This window comes from Ensifer adhaerens, from assembly GCF_002940685.1.
In the GTDB taxonomy this organism is placed as follows: Bacteria; Pseudomonadota; Alphaproteobacteria; order Rhizobiales; family Rhizobiaceae; genus Ensifer; species Ensifer adhaerens_E.
In genome coordinates this window covers 223749-232490 of the sequence record NZ_PNFP01000014.1, presented here as the reverse complement: position 1 = coordinate 232490, position 8742 = coordinate 223749, and the positions used below count along the sequence as shown (strand labels likewise).

Here is an 8742-nt window from a genome sequence, read left to right as displayed (position 1 = left end):
TCGCTACGGCGCTGTCGAGGGCGCGCTCGCGAGCGGCTTCGCTACCGCCCAGCTACACCACTTGTGGGGACGCGACCACTCGGTTTCTTGTCGATCCATTGGGGTGGCGCGCCGTACTTGGCAGCGATCGCGCCGAGCAGGCCCGGTGCCCGGCCGAAGGCGTCGCATGCAGCATATTTGGGTTTACCACCCAGCCAGGATTGCATGCGTTGCCGGGTGGGCAGCGAGATATCCAATGCCTTCGGCTCCTTGCCGGAGATCAGGACCTGCGAAAACTCGTTGGCAAATTTCGTTGCAAAGCTGTAGGCGTCGCCGACTTCCGAAACACGGGGCTTGTCGAGGATCGAATTCGCACCGCGAGCCCAAAGCATCGCAGCGCTTTGCAGGCCGCCGGCATCGACAGCTTCGGCCTCTATGGCCAAGCCTCCCAGGCCGACAGGCAATCGCGGCACACTGACGGGCAAGACGAAACCGGTACCAACCGTCACCGCCGTCGAGACCCCGGCGAGCGCCTTATCTGTCGGAACAATATCGGCAACCACGGAGCGAACCGTGAGATCAGCAGGCTGATCGGCAGAAACCATCTCATACCTATCGCTGAGCGCGACGCAGAGTGCGCGATCGAGAGCGTTCGAGACCAAATCGCGATCGGCACCTGACTTGACCTTGGAGGTGGCGGCAAAGGAAAACATCGTCGGCGCGATGCGGACGGTCTTCACACCGGCCAGACGTTGCCCGTCGACGTAGAGGCGTTTCTTGGCCACCATGCCTTTCGACGGACCGAGGTTGCTATAGGAGGTCAGAGTCCCCGCCTCCTTCAATGGAACCGACTGGCAGCTGGCCAGGCCTGTCGCGAGAAGTCCTGCCAGACCGATCGCTCGGGCCGGGACGAACGAGGAGAAAACCCAAATAAGCGATTGAATCAAATATTCTTTTAGCACGTTTCATGATCTCCGTTGACATGCAACGGCGACCTTGGGGATGGACAATTGCTACAGAATTACAAGCTGGTCCGCGCTGTGACGGGGGAAGCTATCGTGGCAAATCGCCCCTTCTTGCATCGGCGCAGTGGTGACGGCGACACAGATCCCAGGTCTCTTGCCGATCAGAGGTGGACGGCAACCTTGGTTCCGCTCGCCGAACTCGTGAGGCTGACGTGCCCCCCGTGGTTTGCAACCACCTGTTTTACAAGGCTCAAACCAAGACCTGCGCCCGTGTCCTTGGGAGCGACCCTGTAGAAGGGTTCAAAGACGAGTTCCTGATGCTCGGCAGGTATCCCGGGTCCCTCGTCGGAAACCTCGACGCGACCATCGCTTGAGACAGAGACTGCAATCATGCCGGCATTGCCGCCGTGATCGATCGCATTTCGGACGAGGTTCGTGACCGCGCGCAACACGGCTGACGGGTTGCCCTTTCGCGCAAGCGTCTCCACATCACTGTGGAAAGACACCTGATAGCCTCCCCCTATCGCCAGGGGAGCCAGATCGGCCACGGCCGATCGCGCGATGTCAACCAGATCCATCGGCTCGTCCAGAACGAGCGCCTGATCGTTGCGCTCGAAGTCCAGAAGTTGTTCTGCCGCGTCTGCTAGTCGGGCGACGTCATCCATCAGGCGTGTTCTCTCCCGGCCGTCAGGCATGCCATCGATGCGCGTCTGCATGATCGCAATGGGAGTTCGCAGTTCGTGGGCCGCATCGATCAGGAAGCGCCGCCGTTTCCTCGACTCGTCCTCCAGACGCTCAAGTGCGCCGTTGAATGCGATCAGAACCGGGGCGACCTCGTTCGGGATCCCCGCCAGCGGAAGGCGCGTCCCGTGACGGCGCGGATCGATCCGCGATGCCTCGTCGGCAACCTCGCTCACCGTCGCGAGAGCACGCCCGACGATGTGAGGAACGGCAAGAAAAATCGCCGGAAGAGCACAGGCAACCAAAGACAGGTAGATCGGGTAGGCCTTCGCCAAGAGAGCCAGAGCACCCCAGCCCTTGTCCGCCACGCCGCCAAACAAAATCCGGACTTCGCCAGCCGGCGTTTTGGCGTTTTCGATCGTCGCAATTTCGCTGGTGTTTGCGGCCCCCCTTATGTCCGCTTCGTCGAACAGATGGATTACCGAGGGCAGCGCGGCATAGGCGGCCGGAATAGATCCGTAGGACGCAAAGGCACCGCTGGTGGTGGCGACCACGAACCACAACGCACTGTTTTGCGCCTTGAGCGTCGTCAGCTCATGGGTCTCGGAAAGGTGGAGCTGACCATCGTTTCCCCGGCCTACGGCAGAGGACACGACCGAGACGACCGTCCCCTCCATGGCCGTGTTCGGCGACATGATCGTGGTCGCCCAGATGCAAAGCCCTATGATCACCGAGGCAACCACGGCGATGATGACGAGGCTCAATTGCCAGCTGAGGCGCCACCGGAGCGACGGATTGCGTCTTGCCATCTGGCCCCTCACTCTTCCTTCAGGAGGTAACCGACCCCACGGATGTTGTGGATCGAAACGCCGGCCCCAGCATCCGCCAGCCGCTTGCGCAGCCTTGAAATGTGGGCGTCGATCGCGTTCGACTGGATCTCTTCTTCGTAGTTGTAGACCGCAGCTTCGAGTGTCGAGCGAAGAACGGTTTTGTCCCGGCGCCTGGCAAGGGCCTGGAGGACGAAGAGTTCGCGCCTTGGGACGTCGAGCTTCACGTCACCGACGGTCACAGTGAGGCTCAGCGGGTCGAGCGCCATGCGTCCCACCTTCATTTGCAGCTCAGCAAGCGCAGCCGGACGGCGCAGCACGGCGCGCAGGCGCGCCATCAGTTCCTCGACGTGAAAGGGTTTGCCGAGATAGTCGTCCGCCCCGGTGTCGAGGCCCTCAACCCGTTCCATCGGCTCGTTGCGTGCGGTCAGGACAATGATCGGCACGTCCTGGCCGATGCGGCGCAGTTGCGGGATGAAGCTCAGCCCTTCGCCGTCCGGCAGGCGCCGGTCCAAAAGAATTGCACCATAGGCGTTCTGACGTGCTAGTTCGGCTGCGTCGGCGAGATGGGTCGTATGGTCGATGACGATGCCATGTTTGCTGAGCGCCACAGCCAGCGCCGCCGCCAATTCCTTCTCGTCTTCGATCAGCAGTATCCGCATCGGCATCCCATGGTTTCGGCCTTCCGAATCTACCGGGAGAATTACAGCAGCATTACGGAAACCACGGGGCAGCCGACCGTAACACTGCTGCAACCGTTCAGACCTAACACAACATCAAGCCGCCCTCGCTTGTATGTGCGGTGACGGGCACGATTTCCAGGGAGCAGTAAGGATCAGCGAGCATGAAGACTTCGGAGGCGGAATGCACTTCCGGGACGGGACTGCGACCGTTCGCCGTCGATCCGCGCGAGGCACACCGGGTCGCCAGATGATCCACAGACCGCTGCTGCGCCTCCTCATACGCTCGATCCTGTCGGCACTTTTGCTCGCCGCCGTTCTGGTGGGTCCAGCGATTATTCTGATCCTGACGTCCGATCGAATTGCGATGTAGCGCGCCAACGGATCAGTGGCGATGTGGCCGAGCCAGCCAGTCAAAACGTCGCCGCGCGAATTGACGGCGGTCATGGCGCGATTTCGAATTGGACCCGCACTCGAGCACGATCTGACGGTCCAGCGACCATCGCGATCGCATTCATCTGCTGGGACGCGGCATCCGCCTATGGGAGGATTTAGGCGCCTAGAACCCCGATATGCGGTGGAACAGCTTACATGGGTACATCTACGTGCGAACGGCCGTGGGTCCGCCACCACCAATGCGAACGTCATTTCCTCCAAGTGCGTCCTTCGCTTGCCGGAGTGCATTGGCAAATCTGGTAAAGATTGTTGTGCCCGCATGGCGTCGAAACTTCGGCAAGCTTCGGTAGCACGGTTGCCATCCACGGCACGTGCCAGGGCGTCTGCTCCAAAAACATCCGCTGGGCATCGGCGCAAATGTGCCGCCAATTGCCGACTGCTTTCATGGTCGGTTGCCTCCGTGAAGATTGACCGAACCCGCGATTAGCACGACAAGTTCCGGGCTGCCCCCCACAGTCCACTCGAGCGCGGTCAACACAGACGGCCCACGAACCTTCTTGCGGGCTTCGCGTTCTCCTTTGAGACAGGAGAGCGTCAATGGCCTCACATCCGGACTCACCCGATTTCGACCCGATTCTCACACCGCGAAAGGGTATGCCCAGTCCGAGGCTCAACAAGCGAGAATTCACGCGACGGTATCTCATGCAATTTGAGGACCCAGCGTTTGAACCCCTGAAATCACAGCTCACCAATATCGCTAATGTCGCATGGGATGCCTACAAACACTCCAGAAAGAGCCCGCATACCCGCAGAGCGGGACCCGGCTATAAGGATCCAGCCTACGAACTCTCCATTGACTGGATTGCCGCAAAGAATGCGATCGACGACGCGAAGGCACGTCACGACGACAAGACTCGGACGCCAAGAATTCTGTTGATCAACGCCTCGGCGCGAAGCGAGCACACCTGTCCGGGCGAAGTGTCCAAGTCCTACCGCATGGTGGAGTTGGCCAAGGTGTCAATCGAGGAAAAGGGCGGTGTTGACGTAGATGTTCTGTCGCTCGACAGGCTGGCCTCTGAGTACGGGCGGCACATCCACTCCTGCAAGGCTTGCTTCTCTACGTCGCCCGCGCTCTGTCACTGGCCATGCTCCTGCTATCCGAACCACAGCCTCGGACAAGTGCAGGACTGGATGAATGAGATATATCCGCTCTGGGTCGGTGCACATGGCGTAATGATCATCACCCCCGTTAACTGGTATAGCCCATCCTCCCCGCTCAAGCTCATGATGGACCGGCTGGTGTGCGCCGACGGCGGCAACCCCGATCCGACGAGCACCCAGGGCAAGGATGCGGCGATCGCCAAAAAAATGGAGATGGACGGTTGGGCTTACCCGCGTCATCTCAAGGGCCGAATTTTCTCCGTCGTTGTACATGGCGATACCGAAGGCGCGGAAAACACGCGGCGCGGCCTTGTCGACTGGCTCCGATCAATGGAACTGGAATCGGCTGGCGCTCTGGCTGAGCTCGATCGCTACATCGGCTACTGGAAGAACTACGCCGAGGGCCATGCCGATTTCGACAAGGACGACAGTCTGAAGGACGAGGTCAGGAACGCGTCCCTGACATTGCGAAGGGCCGTACTGGCCAAACGAAGCGGACGGATGATCTCTGCTGGTTCGCGCCTCAGACAGCCGCGTGAGAAGTAAGATCTGCGGGTACCCTGTCGCGGACACCCAATCGCTTCGCGCGAAACGGGGCCCGTCCCTTAAAACAGGCGATTGCGTCGGGGTCGATATCGTCGACGGTTGGAACCCGACGCGGACTGTCACGTTTGCGATAAGATTCGGGAGGCTAGGATGAGCAAAAACCCAAAGTCCCACACTTCATCCAATACCGAGAAAGATCCAGACGATTGGGTGAGCGGCGACGAGCCGATGACCGGCGCGCAGCGCTCCTACCTAAAGACATTGTCGGACCAAGCACATCGACCGGAAGCGTACGCCGAGGACCTGACGAAGGCGGAGGCGTCGAAACGGATCGATCATCTGAAGCAGGAACTCGATCTGGATTGAGCGTACGCCATTGCAGAAACGGCGGCCCGAGCTACCCGAGGCTTCGCGGAGATCGTTGTTGCGTGGATCGAGGAAGACCACGCTCGACCATGCTGCGCGGCCCATGTTGAGCCAGGTGCTTTCGAGCATCCGCGCATCCGCGGAACTTCTTCGTTGCTTCCGGATTGAGCAGGTCGGAGGCGCTGGTCTGCTTTCTTAACTTGCCCCGCTGGGCGAACGCTGACCAATCACGCGCTTCATACCATCGCTTTGCGCGAGGAGGCTGCAATGTCCATGATCGTTCTTGTTGCTGCTGCCTGTGTTGTTTTTGGGGTGCTGTCTCTCACTTGGGAAGCACTGCGAACCCGACCTCTCAGTGACTTTCACCGATCTGCCCGCTCAAGACCGACTTTAGAGCCACAAGGTCAGGGGCTTGGCTTTTTCTCACCAGTCAGAAACTGGGTTGGCCTTGGCTTGATCGCGGCCGGCATCGTCATCTTTTTGATCAGCATATAGGTTCCAGCAGCGCTTCTGGCCTGACGTCACTTAGGAATGTCAGCCGCGCTCGTCGCTGGAACCTACCGCTCACTGGTGAAATCGGGCTCCAAGCTTCCAAGTCCCTAACTTGGAGCCCTCTGCCCCCTACACGCATGCACTAGGCCGCGATCGACTCGCGGCCTGTTTTTCAGATGCATCGCCATTCCCACCTGTAAAGCCTGATTGACCCGGAAGGAACCTTGGCAATCATCGTGAGTTCGAGACAGGAGGAAGCGAGAAGGAGCAAAACCATGCCTCGAGGTGACAAGTCCGCATACACCGACAAGCAGAAGCGCAAAGCCGAGCACATCGAAGAGGGCTACGAAGACCGGGGCGTTCCGAAAAAGGAGGCCGAGCGTCGAGCCTGGGCCACGGTCAACAAGGAGAGCGGCGGCGGCAACAAGTCCGGTTCGGGCCGTGGGCACGAGGAAAGCCATGCCTCTTCTGAAAAGGGCGGAAGAAAAGGCGGAAGAGCGGCTGCAGGGCGACCGAAAGCAGAGCGGTCGGCGTCCGCGAAAAAGGCCGCCGCAACCCGCAAGCGAAACGCACAAGACGCACGTCAGTGATCCATAACGGGCGCCAGTGGACGTAATTTCAAAGAAGGAAACGCAATGGACAGGGATCGCGTAGGGGGCAGTTGGAAGCAGCTCAAGGGAAAGACCAAGGAACAGTGGGGCAAGTTGACCGACGACGACTTGGATCAAGTCGCAGGTAAACGCGAGCAGCTTGAGGACAAAATTCAGGAGCGCTACGGCCTTGAAAAGGATCGCTCCGATTAACAGGATTTTGGCTCAACCTTGTGGTCGTCCAGATCCAATTACAGCGCACCGGGTCAATCTTTTTGCCGTCCCCATGCCATCCTCACCGCCGGAAGGGCTCATGAGACGCGGTCGGCGACTTTCTGATTATCTCGCTCTCCGAGCCATTCAGGAACACTGTTCACCAGAGGGCCTGTCCATTCGGAACTTTACCGGCGCCAACCGGTTCACCTTTCAACTGGAAAGGAGCCAGATAATGAGCGATCCAAACGACGGGAAAACCAGAGAGCCGATTCCGGAGCCGATCTCGACGCCGCGCCCTCCGGAGATGGACCTCGAACCGATTCCAATGCCAGACCGGTCCGGAGCTGCGCCTAACGACGTCGAAGAGTTACCGGCCGAGACTGGACGCGTGCCGCCAGTTCCGAGCCGCGATGAGGCCAACATCAATCCAGACGACGCATTGCCGGAAGACAGCGAGGAAGAGATCCTCGAAGACGACCCAGCGCGCGAAAAGACCCGCTTTGATGAACAGCTTCCGAAAGGCAGCCGCTAAGGCTTAGTCACAACAGACGGCAGATCGTGACAACGCTCTTCGGTGACGTTTGCCTCACACCCCGTTGGGGACGGATCGGAGCCCGCGGACAATCGATGGAGCATCACTTCGGAGTTGAGAAGCTCAAGCGTGGCTGGAGAAAGCGTCGCGTGGTCGCGGCCAAGCAAATGAGTAGCGAGGTGACAGCATGGCCTTGATGCATCTCGGGCGCGCGCGCTTGGCAATGGCATTGCCCCGCCACCGTGAACAGCTGCGCTCCGCGAAAGATAATCAACTCAACGACCTTTTCGAAGACTATGCGTTGGCGGCCAGAACCCTCGACATTCTCCATCGAGAAATCCCACGCCAGGAGGAACGGATACAAGATTTCCAGCAGCTTTGCCTGGACTTACAAGCAGAGGTCGTCGATCTGCTCGCCCGGCTTCAGTTGCAGAATCGGCGGACAGAAAAGTAGCAGAAACCCTCCGCCACACGCAGGCGTTCCGGTATCGCCAACGACACTCCGCTTCGCAATGACCCGGGCTCCAGTGTCTTTGAGTGCCAAACCCTGGTGCCCTGACACGCGCGCTCGAACCCCCTTGGAGCCTATTTCTATCCCTTCGCGATGCCCGCAAGACGACCCACCCCGCTCAGCGATCCTCTTTGAACGTTGTTTTGCTGTGGGATCGGCGCATACTGTCGCCATCGCCGGGCAGTTACAAGGGCCCCGACGGCTGGAAGATCATCGCGCTTTCGCCCCAGTTTAGGAGGTCGCGTGATGTTTACCATGACCGGGTCAACGACCCTTCTCCCTCACGAAATAGATGAGATCGACCACATCTTCCAAGATATCTTGCGCGAGCGCGGGCTATCGCAAGATTGCGAGGCTGCAGAAGCAATCGCGAGACGCATTCTCAGTTACTACCAGAGAGGAGTCCGCGACAGCGGCGCTCTGAAGCGCGCGTTCGGGTTTGACAAAAGATCGGTGACGCAAGGGAACCTTGATGCACTCGTCCATGTCAACCCGGTGGCAACAATGCAGGAGGTTGCAGGGGGGTCTGGCAACCAGATCAGCCCGGACGATCTCGAAATGCTCCAACGGACGTTCGACCGAGTGTGCATTTGGTGCGGCGTCCCGCGCTATGGAAAACGCGCCGATCGGTTGGCCGGCATATCACCAATCAATTTCGCAGGGGATTGAGCGACGAGGCCGCGCTTTTCGACAACGCCATGTGGCTTGAGCAGAATTCTGATACCGGCCGATATCGGCCGGACGCATAGGGAACTTTGCGCATCGATGACAGTTGTTCGTAGTGCCGACGATCCACACCC

The 8742-nt window shown here is 59.6% G+C and carries 11 protein-coding genes and 2 pseudogenes; 9 read left to right on the top strand and 4 right to left on the bottom strand.

The genetic code is table 11. From position 1 onward, the window contains the following. Positions 1 to 41 precede the first annotated feature (41 nt). From C1A35_RS25790 to C1A35_RS36820, 4 genes and pseudogenes are all read right to left on the bottom strand, one after another. A complete protein-coding gene (locus tag C1A35_RS25790) occupies positions 42 to 923 on the bottom strand; it encodes a DUF3313 domain-containing protein (RefSeq protein WP_104667129.1) in 882 nt (293 codons plus the stop codon). Between the two features lie 182 nt (positions 924 to 1105). Then, positions 1106 to 2434, bottom strand: coding sequence for a sensor histidine kinase (locus C1A35_RS25785; protein ID WP_104667095.1), 1329 nt, complete (start codon positions 2432 to 2434; stop codon positions 1106 to 1108). An 8-nt stretch (positions 2435 to 2442) separates the two neighbouring features. Then, positions 2443 to 3114 carry a response regulator transcription factor gene (locus C1A35_RS25780; RefSeq protein ID WP_104667128.1) on the bottom strand — a complete coding sequence of 224 codons (672 nt, stop codon included), beginning with the start codon at positions 3112 to 3114 and terminating at the stop codon, positions 2443 to 2445. Positions 3115 to 3820: 706 nt separating this feature from the next. Further along, positions 3821 to 3974, bottom strand: a pseudogene (locus C1A35_RS36820) (cysteine hydrolase); the annotation flags it as partial. A gap of 151 nt (positions 3975 to 4125) precedes the next feature. Between C1A35_RS36820 and C1A35_RS25765 the strand changes: the two are divergent. From C1A35_RS25765 to C1A35_RS36445, 9 genes and pseudogenes are all read left to right on the top strand, one after another. After that, entirely contained in the window at positions 4126 to 5235 is a 1110-nt protein-coding gene (locus C1A35_RS25765) for a flavodoxin family protein (RefSeq protein ID WP_104667093.1), read from the top strand. A 150-nt stretch (positions 5236 to 5385) separates the two neighbouring features. Beyond that, positions 5386 to 5601: a DUF3072 domain-containing protein gene (locus C1A35_RS25760; RefSeq protein WP_104667092.1), complete on the top strand. Its 216-nt coding sequence runs from the start codon at positions 5386 to 5388 to the stop codon at positions 5599 to 5601. A 267-nt stretch (positions 5602 to 5868) separates the two neighbouring features. Then, the gene (locus tag C1A35_RS25755) at positions 5869 to 6096 is read left to right on the top strand and encodes a hypothetical protein (RefSeq protein ID WP_234823017.1); all 228 of its coding nucleotides are present in this window, start codon (positions 5869 to 5871) and stop codon (positions 6094 to 6096) included. A 272-nt stretch (positions 6097 to 6368) separates the two neighbouring features. Beyond that, positions 6369 to 6683 carry a plasmid stabilization protein gene (locus tag C1A35_RS25750; RefSeq protein ID WP_104667091.1) on the top strand — a complete coding sequence of 105 codons (315 nt, stop codon included), beginning with the start codon at positions 6369 to 6371 and terminating at the stop codon, positions 6681 to 6683. Positions 6684 to 6728: 45 nt separating this feature from the next. Continuing rightward, the gene (locus tag C1A35_RS25745) at positions 6729 to 6896 is read left to right on the top strand and encodes a CsbD family protein (RefSeq protein ID WP_104667090.1); all 168 of its coding nucleotides are present in this window, start codon (positions 6729 to 6731) and stop codon (positions 6894 to 6896) included. A 235-nt stretch (positions 6897 to 7131) separates the two neighbouring features. After that, complete coding sequence (locus tag C1A35_RS25740; protein WP_104667089.1) at positions 7132 to 7431, top strand: hypothetical protein; 300 nt, start codon at positions 7132 to 7134, stop codon at positions 7429 to 7431. 23 nt (positions 7432 to 7454) lie between these two features. Then, positions 7455 to 7628: pseudogene (locus tag C1A35_RS37365) on the top strand (WGR domain-containing protein); the annotation flags it as partial. Next, positions 7619 to 7885 carry a hypothetical protein gene (locus tag C1A35_RS25730; protein WP_104667087.1) on the top strand — a complete coding sequence of 89 codons (267 nt, stop codon included), beginning with the start codon at positions 7619 to 7621 and terminating at the stop codon, positions 7883 to 7885. The pseudogene C1A35_RS37365 and the gene C1A35_RS25730, both read left to right, overlap by 10 nt. Before the next feature lie 303 nt (positions 7886 to 8188). After that, positions 8189 to 8611 carry a hypothetical protein gene (locus C1A35_RS36445; RefSeq protein WP_199773021.1) on the top strand — a complete coding sequence of 141 codons (423 nt, stop codon included), beginning with the start codon at positions 8189 to 8191 and terminating at the stop codon, positions 8609 to 8611. Positions 8612 to 8742 lie beyond the last annotated feature (131 nt).